This is a genomic window from Micromonospora xinjiangensis (assembly GCF_056150165.1).
The window spans coordinates 687803-705438 of sequence record NZ_JAXCFO010000003.1 but is presented as its reverse complement, the minus strand read 5'-3'; the positions used below and the strand labels follow the sequence as shown (position 1 = coordinate 705438).

General features: G+C 72.9%; 15 protein-coding genes and 1 pseudogene. 2 read left to right on the top strand and 14 right to left on the bottom strand.

The features are described 5' to 3' along the window. The first annotated feature begins 102 nt into the window (after window positions 1–102). On the top strand, window positions 103–303 hold the full coding sequence (locus tag SM573_RS15185) for a hypothetical protein (protein WP_474612812.1): 201 nt from the start codon (window positions 103–105) through the stop codon (window positions 301–303). Between the two features lie 52 nt (window positions 304–355). Here the strand turns inward: SM573_RS15185 and SM573_RS15180 are convergent, their stop codons facing one another. The 9 genes and pseudogenes from SM573_RS15180 to SM573_RS15140 all read right to left on the bottom strand — a co-directional run bounded on the left by SM573_RS15180 (window position 356) and on the right by SM573_RS15140 (window position 12758). Beyond that, entirely contained in the window at window positions 356–2728 is a 2373-nt protein-coding gene (locus tag SM573_RS15180; protein WP_474616323.1) for a glycoside hydrolase family 65 protein, read from the bottom strand. Further along, window positions 2725–3477: an HAD family hydrolase gene (locus tag SM573_RS15175; RefSeq protein WP_474612810.1), complete on the bottom strand. Its 753-nt coding sequence runs from the start codon at window positions 3475–3477 to the stop codon at window positions 2725–2727. Before SM573_RS15175 ends, SM573_RS15180 begins: the two co-directional genes overlap by 4 nt. A gap of 83 nt (window positions 3478–3560) precedes the next feature. Then, on the bottom strand, window positions 3561–4025 hold the full coding sequence (locus tag SM573_RS15170; protein ID WP_474612809.1) for a DUF4442 domain-containing protein: 465 nt from the start codon (window positions 4023–4025) through the stop codon (window positions 3561–3563). Window positions 4026–4090: 65 nt separating this feature from the next. Further along, window positions 4091–5392: an ABC transporter ATP-binding protein gene (locus SM573_RS15165; RefSeq protein ID WP_474612808.1), complete on the bottom strand. Its 1302-nt coding sequence runs from the start codon at window positions 5390–5392 to the stop codon at window positions 4091–4093. 153 nt (window positions 5393–5545) lie between these two features. Then, window positions 5546–7756: a bifunctional glycosyltransferase/CDP-glycerol:glycerophosphate glycerophosphotransferase gene (locus SM573_RS15160; protein WP_474616322.1), complete on the bottom strand. Its 2211-nt coding sequence runs from the start codon at window positions 7754–7756 to the stop codon at window positions 5546–5548. A 19-nt stretch (window positions 7757–7775) separates the two neighbouring features. Continuing rightward, window positions 7776–9748, bottom strand: a pseudogene (locus SM573_RS15155) (DUF5941 domain-containing protein); the annotation flags it as partial. Continuing rightward, a complete protein-coding gene (locus SM573_RS15150) occupies window positions 9745–10491 on the bottom strand; it encodes an ABC transporter ATP-binding protein (protein WP_474616321.1) in 747 nt (248 codons plus the stop codon). The gene SM573_RS15150 and the pseudogene SM573_RS15155, both read right to left, overlap by 4 nt. A gap of 1 nt (window position 10492) precedes the next feature. Then, window positions 10493–11320, bottom strand: a complete 828-nt coding sequence (locus tag SM573_RS15145) for an ABC transporter permease (protein ID WP_474612805.1) — start codon at window positions 11318–11320, stop codon at window positions 10493–10495. Between the two features lie 67 nt (window positions 11321–11387). Next, window positions 11388–12758 (bottom strand): L-serine ammonia-lyase, encoded by a 1371-nt coding sequence (locus tag SM573_RS15140; protein ID WP_474612804.1) that lies wholly within the window; start codon window positions 12756–12758, stop codon window positions 11388–11390. Between the two features lie 332 nt (window positions 12759–13090). Here SM573_RS15140 and SM573_RS15135 point away from each other — a divergent pair, with 332 nt between their 5' ends. Then, complete coding sequence (locus tag SM573_RS15135) at window positions 13091–13297, top strand: PspC domain-containing protein (RefSeq protein WP_474612803.1); 207 nt, start codon at window positions 13091–13093, stop codon at window positions 13295–13297. Window positions 13298–13421: 124 nt separating this feature from the next. On the opposite strand, the gene SM573_RS15130 is transcribed toward SM573_RS15135, so the two are convergent. From SM573_RS15130 to SM573_RS15110, 5 genes are all read right to left on the bottom strand, one after another. After that, window positions 13422–14186, bottom strand: a complete 765-nt coding sequence (locus tag SM573_RS15130; RefSeq protein ID WP_474612802.1) for a DUF4230 domain-containing protein — start codon at window positions 14184–14186, stop codon at window positions 13422–13424. A gap of 121 nt (window positions 14187–14307) precedes the next feature. Continuing rightward, window positions 14308–15480, bottom strand: coding sequence for an acyl-CoA dehydrogenase family protein (locus SM573_RS15125; protein WP_474616320.1), 1173 nt, complete (start codon window positions 15478–15480; stop codon window positions 14308–14310). A gap of 44 nt (window positions 15481–15524) precedes the next feature. Beyond that, window positions 15525–15830: a type II toxin-antitoxin system VapB family antitoxin gene (locus tag SM573_RS15120; RefSeq protein ID WP_091593012.1), complete on the bottom strand. Its 306-nt coding sequence runs from the start codon at window positions 15828–15830 to the stop codon at window positions 15525–15527. A 187-nt stretch (window positions 15831–16017) separates the two neighbouring features. After that, window positions 16018–16620, bottom strand: a complete 603-nt coding sequence (locus SM573_RS15115) for a nitroreductase family protein (RefSeq protein WP_474616319.1) — start codon at window positions 16618–16620, stop codon at window positions 16018–16020. An 18-nt stretch (window positions 16621–16638) separates the two neighbouring features. Further along, the gene (locus SM573_RS15110; RefSeq protein ID WP_474616318.1) at window positions 16639–17568 is read right to left on the bottom strand and encodes an aldose 1-epimerase family protein; all 930 of its coding nucleotides are present in this window, start codon (window positions 17566–17568) and stop codon (window positions 16639–16641) included. Window positions 17569–17636: the final 68 nt, after the last annotated feature.

The window sequence follows — 17636 nt, the reverse complement described above, 5'->3', positions numbered from 1 at the left end:
GTGGCGGGGCGGCGGCGTTTGCCCGGGGGCCGGTCGGGTAGGCGACACAGGACCGCAGACCGTGTCGGCGCAACCGCGCCCCGACGGATCGCGAGGATCATCATGGCCCAGCAGCGGCAGACTTCCCGTCAGCAACAGGCGGCCCGGCAGCAGCAGAGGTCCGAGGAGGAGCGCCGGCTTCGCTCCGTGGAGCGCAACAAGGACTGGGCGGACGAGGCGGCGCACGCGCGTACCGCGGACGATCCCCGGACGATGGCGCCGAGGGACACGGCGGGGCGGCCATCGACGGGCGAGCGCTTCTGACGACGGGCACGAGCGATCGGGGCGGGCCCGCGGCCCGCCCCGATCGTGCGTGTCACGGCTCGTGTTCCGGCAGCCGGAGCAGCGGCGACCGCCCCGGCGGGTGTTCCGGAGGCGGGCCGGACGGATGCGCCGGCGGCACCGGCACGGTGACCGGGTCGTCGCAGGTGATCCGGATCGTCTCGCCGTGGTGCCGCAGCTCGAGCACGTCGTCCGGCTCGGCGTGGCGCAGCGAGTACGTGGTCTGGTGCGGTCGGACGTCCACCCGCAGCCGCTTGTCCCGCCACTGCAGCGAGAACTCCAGGCGGCTCAGGCGGCTGGAGAGCCGGGGCGAGAACGACAGGGTGCCGTCGTGGTCCCGCAGGCCGCCGAACCCGGCGACCAGGGCGATCCACGCGCCCGCGAGCGAGGCCATGTGGACGCCGTCGCGGGTGTTCTCGTTCAGGTCGTGCAGGTCCATGAGGGCGGCTTCCCGCAGGTAGCTGTGCGCCAGCTCCGGGTGGCCGACCTCGGCGGCGAGCACCGCCTGAGTGCAGGCCGAGAGGGAGGAGTCCCGTACCGTCCGCCGCTCGTAGTAGAGGAAGTTGCGGACCTTCTCCTCCGGGGAGAAGAAGTCCCCCCGCCAGTGCATGGCCAGGACCAGGTCCGCCTGCTTGATGACCTGCTTGCGGTACAGGTCGAAGTACGGGTAGTGCAGCAGCAGCGGGTACTTCTCGGCGGGGGTGTGGACGAAGTCCCACTCCTGGAGCCGGGTGAACCCCTCCACCTGCTGATGGACGCCGATGTCCTCGTCGTACGGGACGTGCATGTCGGCCGCCGCGTCCCGCCAGCTGGCCGCCTCCTCGTCCGTGACACCGAGGTTCAGCGCCTCGTCGCGGTAGCGGTTCACCACGTCGGCCGCGGCCAGCAGGTTCCGCTGCGCCATCAGGTTGGTGTAGACGTTGTCGTTCTTGACGGCCGTGTACTCGTCCGGCCCGGTCACCCCGTCGATGTGGAACCGCCCGTGCCGGTCGTGGTGCCCGAGCGAGCGCCACAGCCGGGCGGTCTCCACCAGCAGTTCCAGGCCGATATCCCGCTCCACCTGGGTGTCCCCGGTGACGAGCACGTACCGGCGCAGGGCGTCGGCGATGTCCGCGGCGATGTGGAACGCGGCCGTGCCCGCCGGCCAGTAGCCGGACGACTCCGGCCCCTCGATCGTGCGCCACGGGAAGGCGGCGCCCTGGAGGTTGAGGGTGTGCGCCCGCTCCCGCGCCTGGTCGAGGGTCGCGTGCCGCCAGTAGAGCGCGTCGCGGACGGCGCCCGGCTGGGTGTACGTGAGCACCGGCAGCACGAACATCTCCGTGTCCCAGAACGCGTGCCCGTCGTACCCCGGGCCGGTGAGCCCCTTCGCCGAGATCGGCCGCCGCTCGGCCCGCGCGCCGGCCTGGAGCACGTGGAAGAGGCCGAACCGGACGGCCTGCTGCACCTCCGGGTCACCCTCGACCCGCACGTCGGCGGCGTCCCAGAACTCGTCGAGGTAGGCCCGCTGCTCGCGGCAGAGGCCGTCCCAGCCGTCCAACCGGGCCGCGGCCAGTGCCGCGCCCACCTGGTCACGCAGGGCCGGCAGCGAGCGCCGGCTGGACCAGCCGTAGGTCAGGTACTTGACCACCCGCAGCTTCTCGCCGGGCTTGAGCACGCACCCGATGGTGGTGCGCACCCAGTCCTCGTACCCCTCGGACTCGACGGTGGTCCGCGCCGGCCCGTGCACCTCGTGGTCCATCGCGGCCGCGACCCGCAGGCCGGAGACCTTGGTCCGGTGGATGAGCAGCCCCCCGTCGTCGGTGGTCAGCTCCTCCTCGGACACCAGCGGCGACTCCAGCACGGCCGCCACCCGGGGGTCGCGGCTCTGCGCCGGCAGCGACTCGTTCGCCACCAGCTCGGACTGGACGATCAGCCGGAGCGGCCCGTCGACCGCCTCCACCTCGTAGTTGATGGCGGCGGCCGCGCGCTGGGTGAACGAGACCAGCCGGGTGCTGCGGACCTTGATCTCGCGCCCGGCCGGCGAGCGCCAGTGCAGCTCCCGGTGCAGGGTGCCCGCGCGCATGTCGAGGATCCGCTCGTGCGAGAGCAGTTCGCCGTACCGGACGTCGAGCGGCTCGTCGTCGACCATCAGCCGGATCAGCTTGCCGTTGGTCACGTTGACGATGGTCTGGCCGGACTCGGGGAAGCCGAAACCGGCCTCCGCGTACGGCAGGGGGCGCAGTTCGTAGAAGGAGTTCAGATAGGTGCCCGGCAGGCCGTGCGGCTCGCCCTCGTCGAGGTTTCCGCGCATCCCCACGTGCCCGTTGGAGAGCGCGAAGACCGACTCCGACTGGGCCAGCACGTCCATGTCCAGCTGGGTCTCCCGGACGTGCCATGGCTCGACGGGATACGCGCGCTCCCTGATCACCTGCCACGCCCCTCGTCCAGCAGCTCGGACAGGTCGCGGACCACCACGTCGGCACCGTGCGCCCGCAGCTCGTCCGCCTGGCCCACCCGGTCGACGCCGACCACGTACCCGAAGCCTCCGGCACGCCCGGCCGCCACGCCGGAGAGCGCGTCCTCGAAGACGACGGCGTTGGCCGGGTCGACGCCGAGCAGTCGCGCCCCGGCGAGGAAGCTGTCCGGCTCGGGCTTGCCGCGCAGGCCCTCCGTCCGGGCGACCAGCCCGTCCACCCGGGCCTCGATCAGCGGCTCCAGGCCGGCCGCGGCGACGACCTCTCGGCCGTTCGCGCTCGCCGTGACCACGGCCCGGCGCAGACCGGCCGCGGCGACCGCCTTGAGGTACGCCACCGAGCCGGGGTAGACGTCCACACCGCGGGTGCGCAGCTCGTGCAGGAGCAGGACGTTCTTGCGGTTGCCGAGCCCGTTGACCGTCTCGGCGTCCGGCGGGTCGTCGGGTGCGCCCTCGGGCAGCACGATCCCGCGCGAGGCCAGGAACGTGCGTACGCCGTCGGCCCGCGGCCGGCCGTCCACGTACCGGTTGTAGTCCGGGCCGGGATCGAACGGGCGGTACGGCTCCCCGGTCGCCGAGGCCCGCTGCCGCAGGTAGGCGTTGAACGTCTCGGTCCAGGCCGCGTTGTGCACCCGGGCGGTCTGCGTCAGCACACCGTCCAGGTCGAAGAGGCAGGCGGTCACGTGAGCAGGCAGGCCCAGCACACGTCGAATCTATCCACCCGGACAGGCCGACAAACGCTTTTCCGACCCGTGGGGCGCACCACTGCCGTTTCCACGCGCCGGGCTCACTGCGGGCGGAGCGTCCAGATCACGGTCATCTCCGACGTGGGCGTACCGTCGTCGGTGGCGATCTCGACCGTGACGGGGAACTCCGGGCGCTGCCCGGACTCCAGCTCGGCGAGGACCTCGGCGGGCGGGCGGCCCAGGCGGGCGGTGGCACGCACCGCGCCGAGCGCCAGCTTGCGGTACGCGATGTCGGCCCGGACGGCCAGCGGCACCGCGCGGTCGAGCACCTGGCCGAACGCGGCCAGCACCACGGCGCCGGAGGCGGTCTCCCCGAGGGTGAACATGGCGCCGGCGTGCGGGCCACCGACGTGGTTGTGGGTGGCCGGCGTGTCGGGCAGCCGGACGACCGCCCGGACGCCACCGTCGGCCTCCGGGGCGATCTCGACGAACTCGAAGCCGAGCGTACGGGCGAACGGCACGGCCTGGAGCATCCCGGCCGCCACCTGGCGAGAGTCGATGGACATGACCAGACGCTACTAGCCGGTAACTTCGCTCGGCAAGGGTGGAGTCGAGCGCGTGACCGGGCCCGCTACCGCCACCCCACGTCGATCCGGTCGCCGCGCTCGTCGAAGAAGTGCAGGGCGTCCATGCGTACCCGGACCGAGAGCGGGTGACCGGCCGAGACGGCCGGGTACGGGGCCAGGCGTACCGCCAGCTCGGCCGCGCGCCGGTGGTGCCGGCCCGGGTCGGGCAGCACGCTCGTGGTGGCGCGACCCACCGCCGGCTGCTGCTCCGGGTCGGTCGGCCGGCCGGCCAGCCGCTGCATCACCTGCCCGAAGCGGCGGAGGCCGCGCTGGCCGCCCTCCCCGGGCACGCCCCGGCTACCCATCTCGTCGACCACGATGGCCGTCGCGCCGATGTCGAGGAAGGCCAGCGACTCGTGGCCGTGGTGCTCCAGGTAGCGGATGCGGCCGTGGAGCACGTCGCCCGGGTCGTCCGGCGACACGGGGACGAGCGCCTCGGCCCGCATGCCGACCACGATGCGTTCGCCGTGGTAGTGGGCCACCGCACGGCTGCGGATGTCGTCCCACGGCAGGTAGAGGGCCTGTTCCCCGAGGGTGAGCGTGACGTAGCGGTCGAGGTGGACGTAGACCGACGCCTCCAGCAGGTTCATCCGGGGACTGCCCAGGAACGCGGCCACGTAGAGCGTGGCGGGCCGGCCGTACACCTGCGTGGGCGTGCCGACGTCCTGGAGGACGCCCCGGCGCATGATGGCGACCCGGTCGGCCATGGTGAGCGCCTCGGCCTGGTCGTGCGTGACGTAGATGGTGGTGACGCCCAGCTCCCGGGTCAGGCCGGAGATCTCCGCGCGCAGCTCGGCACGGAGACCGCTGTCGAGATTGGACAACGGCTCGTCCATGAGGAACAGGCCCGGCCGTCGGACGATGGCCCGGCCCATCGCGACGCGCTGCCGCTGCCCGCCGGAGAGCTGGCTGGGCCGGCGGCCGAGCACGTCACCGATGCCGAGCGCGCTCGCCACGTCGGTGACGCGCTCACCACGCGGGCCGGGCTCCATCCCGGCGAGCCGGAGCGGGAAGGAGATGTTGTCGCCGACCGTCATGTGCGGATAGAGCGCGAAGTCCTGGAAGACCATGGCGATCCCCCGGTCGCGCGGGGACAGGTCGTTGGCCAGCTCGCCGCCGAGCAGGATCGCGCCCTGGGTCGGGTCCTCCAACCCCGCGACCATCCGCAGCACGGTCGACTTGCCGCACCCGGACGGGCCGAGCAGCACCATGAACTCGCCGTCGTTGACGTCGAGGTTGAGGGCGTCGACGGCGACCGTGCCGTCCCTGAACACCTTGGTGACATCCTTGAGCGCGACGGTGGTCACCGCCATCTCCCCCCAGTCTCCGTGCGAACCCCGATTGACTGTGACGAAGATCATGGGCCGAGCACATCGGGTGAACGTGCCATGTTCGGACAGTGACAGCGCTGTTACGACCGATCGAACCCCGGCGATGCGACAGTCGACCGGTGCGACGGGTCAGCAGCCACGGCGCGGCGCCGCCGGCTCACCGAGGAAGACGTGGCGGACGACGCGTTCGGCCGCGTGCCCGTCGTCCAGGCCGCAGAACCGGGCACGGAACTGCTGCCGCGCCTTCGTCGCGGCCTCGGACCAGACCTCACCGGCGCGGAACAGGTGGAGCAGGTCGGGGAACGTCATGGCCACGGCGCCCGGCGGCTCGGCCGTGACGTCGAAGTAGACGCCGCGCGCCAGCCGGTACGCCTCCCAGTCCGGCGCGTAGATGACGATCGGCCGGTCCAGGACGGCGTAGTCGAACATCGCCGACGAGTAGTCGGTGACCAGCACGTCGGCGACCAGGTAGAGGTCCTCGACCCGCTGGTGGGCGCTCACGTCGCGGACGCGGTCGCGGTCCAGCGGGCGGCGGGGGCGGCGATCCCGGTCGTGGAAGTAGTGGCTGCGCATCAGCAGCCGACCGGACGGGCCCAGCGCCTCGACGAACCGGTCCGGGTCGAACGGCGGTCGGTACGTAGGCAGGTGCTCGCGGTGCGTCGGCGCGTACAGGACCACCTGCTCGGCCGCCCCGATGCCCAGGTCGGCGCGGAGCCGCAGCACGTCCTCCGCGGTGGCGGTGACGAGCCGGTCGTTGCGCGGGTAACCGACCTCCAGGGTGGTGTACGTCGCCGGGTACGCCCGGTCCCACATCTGGGTGGAGAAGCTGTTCGAGGTGATGCTGAAGTCCCACCGGTCCACGCGGCGCAGCAGTCCGGCGAAGTCCATCCGCCCGGCTCCTATCGGGTACCGCTGCTGGTCGAGCCCCATCACCTTGACCGGGGTGCCGTGGTGGGTCTGCACGTGCACCGAGCCCGGCCGCTTGCGGACGAAGTCCGGGAAGTTGACGTTGTTGACCAGCCAGCGGGCGCGGGCCAGCATCCGGTAGTACGCCGGGGTGCCCGCGACGACGTACTCCACTCCCGGTGGGAGGCTGCCGACCCGGTCCCGCCGCACGATCCACACCCCGCGGATGCCGGGGGCGAGCCGGCGGGCGGCCTCGTAGATCGCGGCCGGGTTGCAGGAGTACCCCCGGTACCAGTACGCCGCGTAGACCGCGAGGGTCTGGTCGACGGGCCGGTGCAGCTCCGCCCGGTAGTACTCGCGCAGCAGCACGTCCCGGGCACGCCGCGCGCTGCGGCGGGCCACCGGCGCCACCCGCCGCCGCGCGACACGGGCCGAGCGGCGGGCCGCGTCCCGCGCCCGGCTCGCGCTGCGCAGGGCGCTGAACGTCCGCCAGCGGCCGCTGGCGACGAGCCGGTGCTTCAACCCCTCCACCCCGTGCGGGGCGGGATAGCCGTCGGGCGGCAGCCAGCGGGCGTGGTCGGCGGTGATCTGCGCGAAGAACGCCGGGCGCAGCTCGGGGGCGATGCGCTGCCCGTTGCCGAGGACGGTCAGGTAGTGCCAGATCATCCGCTCGAAGACCGCCGGGCGCAGCTCGTCGACGGCCGGTCCCCACCGGTCCATGAGCTGGAACACCCGGTGCCACTGGGCGAAGACCTCGAAGTGCCGGTCACCACGCGTCCGGGTGATGGCGCCCGCCCGGCGCTGCCGGTAGTTGACGCAGACGTGGTCCAGCACGCCGATCCGGTCGGCCGCCATCAGCACCGGATAGGTGAACGACACGTCCTCGTACCAACCGGGCGCGAAGCGCAGCCCCAGGTCGAGCAGGAACTGCCGGCGGACCACCCGGTTCCAGGCGGTGTGCAGCAGACGCATCGTCTCCGGCCGGTCGCGCAGCCGGAACGTCCCCTCGCCGGGCGGGGAGGGGAACACGTCCTGGATCGCGCTGCGCGTCGCGGAGTTGTTCCAGTGCACCCGGACGTGATCCACCACGAGCACGTCGGGTCGGGTGGCACGCAACCGCTCCGCCACCACCGGCAGGCATCCCGGGGTCAACCAGTCGTCGCCGTCCACGAACCAGACGTACTCGCCGACGGCCCGGTCCAGCCCGACGTTGCGGGCCGGACCGAGCCCGACGTTCTCGGTCAGCCGGATCGCGTGGACCCGCGGGTCGCGGGCCGCGTACTCGTCGATGATCTCGCCGCTGTCGTCCGGCGAGCAGTCGTCGACGGCGATGACCTCCAGGTCCGTGAAGGGCTGGTCGAGGATCGAGTCGAGGCACTCACGCAGGTAGCCCTGCACTCGGAAGGCCGGAACGACGAAGCTGATCAGTGTCATCCGGCCGTCCCTCCGTCAGCCCGGCACGCCGTCCCCCGTCCGCACCGGCACCGCCGACGCCCGCGCCGCGCGGGCCGGCAGGACGACCCAGGCCAGGACGACGCTCGCCACGAAAACCACGAGAAGGTACGTACCGAGTGTAGCCATGCCGATACCCGCGAACCCGACAATTGCCGCCAGGGTCAGCAGCACCGAGCGCCCCTCCCAGCCGAACGTGGCCCCGTGCAGCGGCGGCGCCGCCTGCCGCTTCTCCAGCCGGGCGGTGAGGTCGTAGTGGTGCACGGTGAGCACGAAGACATAGCCGAAGATCAACCACGGCGGCAGGTCGCCGATCACGCCGACCGCGATGGCGAAGAGGTACTCGGCGGCCCGCAGCGCGGCCGGCACCAGCCAGTCCAGCGGACCGTCGTGCGCGGCGCGGGCGCCCAGGGCACCGGCCAGCAGCACCACCAGCGCGATCGGCAGCAGCCACCGCAGCCCGTCCGCCCCGCCGTCGCCGCGGTCGGCGACCAGCGCCGCCACCAGCAGCGCCGCCGCACCGAGGGCCGCGACCACCGCACAGGCCAGCGGGCCCGCCGCGCGGAGCGCCGGAAGCCGGCCCGCCAGCGGACCGTCGTCGCGGTGCAGGGCGGCGTCGACCGTGTCCAGCACCGGCACCCGCATCCAGCGCGCCCGCAGCGTCCGGAGCGCACCGGTGTACGCGAACGCCAGCGCACCCCAGGCCAGCACGGCGATCAGACTGACCAGCGGGTTGAACAGCGCCACGGTCAGCGCGATCAGCGCCCACCGCTCCCCGATCGGGAAGACCACCGTGCGCTTCAGCCAGTACGACAGCGACCCGGCGTCGGCCTGCACCCGCGTGGAGGCGGCGTTCAGCCGGTCACCGATGCCACCGCCGCCCGCGCCCACCGCACGGGGCCGGCGGGCCGCCTCGTCGTGCAGGACGCCGTACCAGGTGTCGGTCATGTGCCGGACGGTCTGCAGGGTCATGGCGGCGATCGCCAGCGCCCAGCCGTACCGGTGACCCGCCTGCGTCGCGCTGATGCCCAGGCCGGCGTAGACCACGTACTCCTTGGCCCGGTCGGCCATGGTGTCCAGCCAGCCGCCCCAGGCACTGAAGTGCCGGGTGTAGCGCGCCAACTGGCCGTCCACGCAGTCGAGCACGAAGCCGAGGTAGAGCAGGACCGCGCCGACGACCAACGCCGGCCGACCGCCGACCGCGAAGAGCACCGCGGCGGCCACCGCGAACGCGATCGAGATCATGGTGACCCCGGTCGGACCGAGCCCCACCCGGGCCGCCAGCCGGACCACCCGCGGGGACCAGGTGCTCACGAAGTACGTCGTGAAGAAGTCGTCCCGCTCCTTCACCGACAGGCGCAGCTCGGCCCGATCCTCGTCGACCGCGGCCACCGCGGTCTCGGCCTCGGCCAGCTCCGCCGCGTCGCCCACCCGGTGGGCGACGAGCAGACGTACCCGATGGGCGAAGACCAACGTGCCGCGCGCCGCGAGACCGGCGAAGAGCCGGTCCACGGCGCTGCCCCCGCCGGGCGCCACGGCGGCCGCGCGGGCGGCGGCGGCGAGCGCCGGCAGGTCGTCCGCGCCGACCCGCAGCGCGCCGCCGAAGACCCCGGTCGCCCCGGCCAGAGACCCCGCCGGGCCGGTCTCGACCACCTGGCCGCGCTCCTCGCGCACGGCAACCCGGCCGGCGGCGGGCGGATCGGTGAGGACCAGCGCCACGGTCGGCCCGACCGGGCTGGTGGCCAGGTGCCTGAGCACGGCCGTGTGCGCGACCAGATCGGCGCCGGTCACCAGCACCGGGCCGGCCGTGCTGTCCGCCAGCGCGGCCAGCTCGTCGAGGTCGGCGGCGAACCGGACGTCGTCGGCGCCCGCCCGGCGACACTGCGCGGCGAGCCGCGCGGCCACCGTCTCCCCGGTGCGGGTCGGCAGGCCCGCCGCGGCCGCGCCGCCGACGAGCACGATCGCGAGCGTCACCGCGGGACCGCGCCGTGGTACGCGTCGAGCGCCTCGGCGACCGTGCCGTCGAGCGTCAGCCGCCCCCCGTCGAGGTAGAGCCCCCGACGGCAGAAGCGGGTGAGGTCCTTTTCGTTGTGTGACACCAGCACCAGAGTGCGCCCCTCCCCGAGCAGTCGATCGATGGTCGCATAACACTTCTCGCGGAACTCCGCGTCCCCGACCGCGGTCACCTCGTCCATGAGCAGGATCGGGTGCGGCAGGTGCGAGATGATCGCGAAACCGAGCCGCACCTTCATACCGGACGAGTAGTGCCGCACCGACGTGTCGATGGCCCGCAGCACCTGCTCCCCGGCGAACGAGACGATCTCGTCGAAGTGCCGCCGCAGGTAGCCCGTCGAGAGCCCGTGCAGGCCGCCGACCAGGTACAGGTTCTCCCGACCGGTCAGGTCGTTGGAGAAGCCGGCGGAGAGCTCCAGCAACGGCGCGACGTCACCGCGCACCCGGATGCGGCCCTCGTCCGGGATCAGCACCCCGGCGATCAGCCGCAGCAGCGTGCTCTTGCCGGTGCCGTTGCGCCCGATCACCCCGACGGTCTCACCGGCCCCCACCGTGAACGACACGTCCCGCAGCGGCCAGAACTGGCCCGACGACGCGTTCCGCGCGCCACGGTGGATCACCAGGTCGCGCAGGCGCAGCTGCCGGCGCCGGTAACGGACGAACCGGATGCCCAGGCCGTCCGCCTCGATGATCGGGTCGGCCACGTCAGAGTTCCTTCAGCACGGCCGGTTCGAGCCGGCGGAACGACCACCAGCCGAAGGCCAGCACCACCAGGCTGATGCCCACGGTCGTGGCGAGCAGGCGGGCGTCGGGGAACTCGTCCGGATACCAGATCGAGTGGTGCAGCTGGAAGATGCCGACCAGCGGATTCAGCTCGTACGCGACCTTGAGCCAGCCGGGCAGGTCGGAATCCCGCACCAGGCTCAGCGGATAGATGATCGGCGTCGCGTAGAACAGCACCCGGATGACCAGCCGCATGAACCGCTCCACGTCCCGCATGAGCACGTTGACCGCGGAGAGCAGCAGGGACAGCCCGATCAGCAGGACGCCCTGCACGACCACGGCGAGGGGCAGGGCGAGCAGGGACCAGCCGAAGTCCACCCGCCCGTGCGCCGCGTACGCCACCGCGACGGCGACGAGGATCGGCAGGCCGGCCGCGTACTCGGCGAACCGGCCGGTGACCCGGCCGATGGGGAACACCTGCCGCGGCACGTTCATCACCGTGATCAACCGGGACTGGCCGGTCAGCGCGTTGGTCGCCTCGCTGAGCGCCGAACTCGTCCACATCCAGGCGAAGATCCCCGTGATGAGGAAGAGCGGGTACGACTGCGCCGCCTCGCCCAGGTGCCGCCCGGTGTCCCGGGAGTAGAGCACCCCGAACACGAACCAGTAGATCGCGCCCATGCCGAGCGGCTCGATTAGCGACCATACGTAGCCGAGCACCGACTGCTGGTACTTCACGGCGAGGTCGCGCTTGACCAGGATGCGCAGGGAGTTGCGGTGTGACCACAACGCCGCGACCCCAGAGGTCACCGCCGCCTCCCGCCTTCGAAACGGACGACAGGCTAGCAGCCGGTGGACGAACGGCCCGGGAGCGCGTTCAACACTCGATCACGTTGACGGCCAGACCGCCGCGTGCCGTCTCCTTGTACTTCACCTTCATGTCCGCGCCGGTCTCCCGCATGGTCTTGATGACCTTGTCCAGCGAGACGGCGTGCACCCCGTCACCGCGCAGCGCCAGCCGGGCGGCCGTGATCGCCTTGATGCTAGCCACCGCGTTCCGCTCGATGCAGGGGATCTGCACGAGGCCACCGACCGGGTCACAGGTCAGCCCCAGGTTGTGCTCCATGCCGATCTCGGCCGCGTTCTCGACCTGCTCCGGCGAGCCGCCCAGCGCCTCGGCCAGCCCCGCCGCCGCCATCGAACACGCCGAGCCGACCTCGCCCTGGCAGCCGACCTCGGCCCCCGAGATCGAGGCGTTCTCCTTGAACAGCACGCCGATCGCACCGGCCGCCAGCAGGAACCGCACCACGCCGTCCTCGGAGGCGCCGGGCACGAACCGGGTGTAGTAGTGCAGCACGGCGGGGATGATCCCGGCCGCGCCGTTCGTGGGGGCGGTGACCACCCGGCCGCCGGCCGCGTTCTCCTCGTTGACCGCGAGCGCGAAGAGGGTCACCCAGTCCATCGCGTGCAGCGGGTCGTCGCCGCCCGCCTCGGCCTCCAGCCGGCGGCGCAGCTCGGCGGCACGGCGGCGCACCTTCAGCCCCCCGGGCAGCACACCGTCACGCTCGCAGCCCCGCTCGACGCACTCCCGCATGACCCGCCAGATCTCCAGCAGGCCGGCGCGCACCTCGGCCTCGCTGCGCCAGGACAGCTCGTTGGCGAGCATCACCTCGCTGATCGACAGCCCGGTCGCGGCGGTGACGTCCAACAGCTGCGCGCCGGTGAGGAACGGGTGCCGGACGTGGGTGGTGTCCGGGACGATCCGGTCCGCGCCGGCCGCCGCCTCGTCGACCACGAACCCGCCACCCACCGAGTAGTAGGTGCGGGCGCGCAGCTGCGCGCCGGTGGCGTCGTACGCCGCGAAGGTCATCCCGTTCGGGTGGTACGGCAGCGAGCGGCGGCGGTGCAGCACCAGGTCCCGGTCGGGGTCGAAGTCGATCTCGTGCGCCTCGAGGAGGCTGATCCGCCGCTCCGCCCGGATCCGGGCCACCCGGTCCGCCACGCCGTCGGTGTCGACCGTCTCCGGCGCCTCCCCGGCGAGCCCCAGCAGCACCGCGCGGTCGCTGCCGTGACCGTGCCCCGTCGCGCCCAGGGAACCGAAGAGTTCGGCCTGCACCCGGGCGGTGTCGGCGAGCAGCCCGTCGGCCTTGAGCCCGCTGACGAAGGTGCGAGCCGCCCGCATCGGCCCGACGGTGTGCGAGCTGGACGGCCCGATGCCGACGCTGAAGAGGTCGAAAACGCTGATCATGGCTGCACTTTCCTCGCCGTCGCCCACGTCCCGCGGGTACGGCCCGCTCGTGGCCGCCCGGGTCGGGCAGCCGGTCGGGACCCGGGGTGTGGGTGCCCAGCCCACGAGCCTACCTGCCCCGACCACGCCCGGCTCGGCAGTCGCCCGCCCTCCCACCCCGGCGCTGTCCGCCGGACCGTGGCGGCTCGGGGGCATCGCCGCCGCCCGGCCCGGGTAACCACCTACGGGTACGCAGGCCCCCGATCGTCCTGCCGACGGAGGGCGCGCTGGCTGCGCGTTCCTACCGTGGACTGCAGACGCGGCGCGGTACGCCGCAGAGTGGGAGTACGACGATGAGTCGCAAACTGGTCCGGCCCCGCCAGGGGCGCATGCTCGCCGGTGTCTGCGCCGGCCTGGCCCAGCGGTTCGGCATGTCGGCCGGCATGGTCCGGCTGCTGTTCCTGCTGTCGCTGCTGCTGCCCGGGACCCAGGTGATCGTGTACCTGGTGCTCTGGGTCCTCATGCCGAACGAGGACCGCTACCTGGTCACGTCCCGCTGACCCCGCCCGCCCGCGGCGCCCGCGCCGCCGGGCGACGACTGGGGCGGCACGATCTCCGACAGTGCCGCCGCCGCACGCGGCGGCGCCCGCCCCGGACGTGGGGCGGGCGCCGTCGACGGTGCCGTCAGGGGGCCACGTAGGTGACGGTCACCTTCTCGTAGCCGAGCGAGCCGAGCAGACCCTCCAGCATCTTGCGGGTGTTCTCCTCGGCCCGAGCGCCGAGCCCGCTGTCGCGGGCGGCGGCGGTGATCCGCTCCTCGGCGAGGCGGTAGACCTCCTGCTGCCGGTTCGGGTCGCCGCCGAACACGTCGCCCAACCGGTTGAGCAGGCCCCGCCGTTCGGCGAAGACGTAGCTCTTCTCCAGGTCCAGGTTGGTCTCGCCGAGCTGCGGCGCGGGCAGCTTGACCTCGACGGACTTGCCGTCGGCCGACTCCACGATCGCGCCGTCGGAGATCTTGCCGAAGTCCACGTACGCCTCGACGCTGCCCGCCCCGACGAAGAGCGTGCGCTCGTTGAGCAGGAAATCCGGCACGTACTGGCGGTCCTTCTCAAGATCGACGACCACCTGGAAGTTGCCCTCGGCCGCCACGTAGCGGCTGAGGTCCTGGATCGACTTCAACAGCGTCGGCTGGCTGCGGTCCGTCCGCTCCTCGGCGAACGGGTTGCGGAAGCTGGGCCAGAGCCCGGCGGTCTGCACCCCGAGCAGCACGATCACCGCGAGCGCGGCCGCGCCGAGCACCAGGAGCAGGCCCCGGGTGGGGCGGGCTGCGGGCTGCGGCGGTGTCACCGACCCCTCGGGGGCGGCGTCGGAGCGGCCCTTGAGCGCGTCGCCGGTCGGGTATCCCGGGAACTCCCTGGTGGGCTCGTTGCTGTCAGCGTCGCGGGCCATCGCCCTCACCGTCCTCGTCAGACACTGCCGTCTGCATTGACGGTACGTCCGCCGTACGACAGGCGCGCGCCGAGCCGGCAGACGGGCCGTAACCGCAGGTGAGAGCCGGGGTGAGGCCCGCTCAGGCGAAGGCGCTGACGCCGGTCAGCGTCTGCCCGACGACGAGCTGGTGGATCTCCGAGGTGCCCTCGTAGGTCAGCACGCTCTCCAGGTTGTTGGCGTGGCGCATCACCGGGTACTCGCCGGAGATCCCGTTGGCGCCGAGGATCGTGCGGCACTGCCGGGCGATGTCCAGCGCCTCCCGCACGTTGTTCAGCTTCCCCACGCTGACCTGCTCGGGCCGGAGCCGGCCGGCGTCGGCGAGCCGGCCCAGGTGCAGCGCCAGCAGGTAGCCCTTCTGCAGCTCCACCGTCATGTCGGCGAGCTTGGCCTGGGTGAGCTGGAAGCCGGCCAGCGGACGGCCGAACTGGGTGCGGGTGGTCGCGTACGCCAGGGCGGTCTCCAGGCAGTCCCGGGCGGCACCGAGCGCGCCCCAGACGATGCCGTGCCGGGCCTCGGTGAGGCAGCTCAGCGGCGCCTTGAGGCCGACCGCCTCGGGCAGTCGCGCGTCGGCCGGGAGCCGGACGTCGTCGAGCACGATCTCCCCGGTCACCGACGCCCGCAGGGACATCTTGTGCCGGATCTCCCGCGCGCTCACCCCGGGGGTGTCCATCGGTACGGCGAAGCCGCGCACGCCGTCCTCGGTGCGCGCCCAGACCACGCCGACGTCGGCGATCGGCGCGTTGGTGATCCACATCTTGCCGCCGGTGAGCACCCAGTCGCCGCCGTCGCGGCGGGCCCGGGTGGCCATCGACGCCGGGTCGGAGCCGTGGTCGGGCTCGGTCAGCCCGAAGCACCCGATGGCCTCCCCCGCGGCCATCGCCGGCAGCCACCGCTGCTTCTGCTCCTCGCTGCCGTAGCGCCAGATGGCGTACATGGCCAGTGAGCCCTGCACCGAGACCAGCGAGCGGATCCCCGAGTCGCCGGCCTCCAGTTCGAGGCAGGCCAGCCCGTACGCGACCGCCGAGGCGCCGGCGCAGCCGTAACCGGTCAGGTGCATGCCGAGCAGGCCGAGCTTGCCGAACTCGCGGGCCAGCTCGCGGGCGGGCACCTGGCCCTGCTCGTACCAGCCGGCGACGTGCGGGCGGACCCGATCGTCGACGACCTGGCGCACGACGGCGCGGATCTGCCGCTCCTCCTCGCCGAGCGCGGAGTCCAGGTCGAGCAGGTCGAGCGGGGCGGTGGGCTGGCTCATGGCAGCCACCCTAACGAAGGCTCAGCCGGCGACGCGAGGACGCGTTACTCCACCGCCTCGGAGAGCACGAGCACCCGCGCGTGGATCTGGTTGCGCTGCTGGAGCGCCGCCCGCAGCGCCCGGTGCAGGCCGTCCTCCAGGTAGAGGCCGCCGTTCCACTGCACCACGTGCGGGAACAGGTCGCCGTAGAAGGTGGAGTCCTCGGCGAGCAACTTGTCGAGCGCCAGCTCGCGCTTGGTGGTGATCAACTGGTCCAGGCGCAGCGGCCGCGGCGGGATCTCGGCCCACTGCTTGAGCGTCAGGTTGTGCTCCGGGTAGGGACGCCCGTCCCGGACCGCTCTGAAGATCACGACGGCACGCTCCCCTCCCCGTGGCCGGGCCGACCGACGGCGCCGTGCCGGGTCGCGACGTGGCGCCGCGCCACGCGGCACCGATGACCGTGCCAGCCTAGCCGCCTGTCGCACACCACGTTCTGCTCCCCGATGTCAGTTTCGCTACCGCTCGCCCGATCTTCAACAGCGCTCGTCGGCGTGCCGCTCAACTCCACCGGCCGCGCCGGACCACCTCGTCGACCGGGCGGCGTCCGCGCCGCAGCGACGCCGACCGGTGGTCCGGCGCCCGGTAACCCACGGTGACCGCGCCGATCGGCTCGAACTCCTCCGGTACGCCGAACGCCTCCCGGTACGCCGCCAGCCGCCGCGGCGGGATGCCGAAGAAACACGCGCCGAGCCCCTCGTCCACCGCCGTGAGCAGCATCAGCAGGGCGGCGAAGCCGGTGTCCACGTACCAGTAGGGCACCGGCCAGCGCTCGGCGGCGCGGTCCACCCAGCCCTTGTCCGGCTCGGCGTACCGCTCCAGGTACGCCGAGCGGTTCGCGTGCGGTACGACGATCAGGGGCGCCCGCCGCATGCCCGCCAACCAGCGCTCCCGCCCGCCGCCACCGGGCGTGGCCGCCGCCCAGAAGCGCTCCCGGTCGGCGGCCTCCTCCAGCACCAGGAAGCCCCAGCCCTGCGCGAAGCCGGCGGACGGCGCGTGGACCGCGTGGTCGAGCAGCCGCTGGACCACGTCGGGCGGGACCGGACGATCCGGGTCGTAGTTGCGCACCATCCGCCGGCGGCTGACCACCTCGGCGAACTCCATACGGTTCTCCCCCGCCGGTCAGGCGCCGGGCCGGATGCCCCAGACGCCCCGCCAGGTCTCACCCGGCTTGAGCATGATCAGGTCCCGACCGGAGCGGAAGGCGTCAGGTGGGCAGGTCATCGGCTCGATCGCGACCGAGCGGCGGTGCCGCTCGCCGGTGAGCGTGTCACCGGTGAAGACCTGCCACCAACCGAACTCGCGGTCGGCCCAGATGGTGACGCCCGCCGCGCCGTCCGGCGCGGCGAGGCTCACCGACGACCCGCCGTCGGCCTCCCGGACCACGTCACCGAAGGACAGGTCCAGGACGGCGTCACCGATCCGCCGCGGGCTCGTGAAGTCGTACTCGGTGCCGGCCACCTCGGTCGCGCCGATCGGCAGCAGCCGGTTGTCGAGCACCATCCGCGTCCCGCCGGGCACCCGCATGGCCAGGTCGTCGACCGCCACCCCGGGGAGCTGGAGGTACGGGTGGACGGAGAAACCGAACGGCGCCGGCTCGCCGGCGATGTTGCGTACGTCGTGCTCGACCCGCAGCCCGTCCGGGCCGACGCTCCACCGGCTCCGCAACCGCAGCGACCACGGGTAACCGGGCTGCGCCGGCAGGTCGTAGCCGAGCGTGACCGCGTCGGCCGACTGCTCCAGCAACTCCCAGCGCACCCAGTTGACCAGCCCGTGGATCGCCACGTGCCGCTCCGGCTCGGTCAACGGCAGCTGGTGCGTCCGCTCGCCGAGCGTGTACCGGCCGTCGCGGATCCGGTTCGGCCACGGCGCCAGCACCTGGCCCGCGCAGCCGGGACAGAGCTCGTCCTCGGCGTACCCGTCGAGGTAGTCGACGCCGTCGTGCCGGTACGTCCGCAGCCCGCCGCCCACCTCCACGACGACGGCCTCGTGGCCGGCGGCGGAGATGGTCCACTGGGTGCCCGAGAGGGGCCGCTGGTCAGGGGTGTCCATGTGGGCGACCCTAACGGGTCACTCGCGGTCACCACCCGACGCCGGCGCCCGCCCGCCGTCGGTCGCCG

What these genes read in the sequence shown, in the direction of transcription:
- SM573_RS15185 (WP_474612812.1), top strand. Translation starts at nt 103, where the DNA reads ATGGCCCAGCAGCGGCAGACTTCCCGTCAGCAACAGGCGGCCCGGCAG.
- SM573_RS15170 (WP_474612809.1), bottom strand. Translation starts at nt 4,025, where the DNA reads ATGTCCATCGACTCTCGCCAGGTGGCGGCCGGGATGCTCCAGGCCGTG.
- SM573_RS15160 (WP_474616322.1), bottom strand. Translation starts at nt 7,756, where the DNA reads ATGACACTGATCAGCTTCGTCGTTCCGGCCTTCCGAGTGCAGGGCTAC.
- SM573_RS15140 (WP_474612804.1), bottom strand. Translation starts at nt 12,758, where the DNA reads ATGATCAGCGTTTTCGACCTCTTCAGCGTCGGCATCGGGCCGTCCAGC.
- SM573_RS15135 (WP_474612803.1), top strand. Translation starts at nt 13,091, where the DNA reads ATGAGTCGCAAACTGGTCCGGCCCCGCCAGGGGCGCATGCTCGCCGGT.
- SM573_RS15130 (WP_474612802.1), bottom strand. Translation starts at nt 14,186, where the DNA reads ATGGCCCGCGACGCTGACAGCAACGAGCCCACCAGGGAGTTCCCGGGA.
- SM573_RS15125 (WP_474616320.1), bottom strand. Translation starts at nt 15,480, where the DNA reads ATGAGCCAGCCCACCGCCCCGCTCGACCTGCTCGACCTGGACTCCGCG.
- SM573_RS15115 (WP_474616319.1), bottom strand. Translation starts at nt 16,620, where the DNA reads ATGGAGTTCGCCGAGGTGGTCAGCCGCCGGCGGATGGTGCGCAACTAC.
- SM573_RS15110 (WP_474616318.1), bottom strand. Translation starts at nt 17,568, where the DNA reads ATGGACACCCCTGACCAGCGGCCCCTCTCGGGCACCCAGTGGACCATC.